Here is a 218-nt window from a genome sequence, read left to right on the forward strand (position 1 = left end):
GTCCACTCCGCCACTTATTCGATAACCTCGCCTAGTGCGAGGTTTTTTCGAATCTGAAGTAATAAAAAGTTTTAGGGGTGTAGCTCCAATTGGCAGAGCAGCGGATTCCAAATCCGCGTGTTGGGAGTTCGAATCTCTCCACCCCTGCCATATTTAAGGCTCTAGCAGAAATGCTAGAGCCTTTTTGCTTTCTGGAATTTAATACCAATTAAAGTAAA

The 218-nt window shown here is 43.6% G+C and carries 1 tRNA gene; it reads left to right on the plus strand.

The features are described from left to right. Window positions 1–73: 73 nt before the first annotated feature. Window positions 74–150 (plus strand) — tRNA-Trp (locus tag AB4351_RS21445). Window positions 151–218 lie beyond the last annotated feature (68 nt).

The organism is Vibrio sp. 10N.261.51.F11, from assembly GCF_041471665.1.
Classification (GTDB): Bacteria; Pseudomonadota; Gammaproteobacteria; order Enterobacterales; family Vibrionaceae; genus Vibrio; species Vibrio crassostreae_C.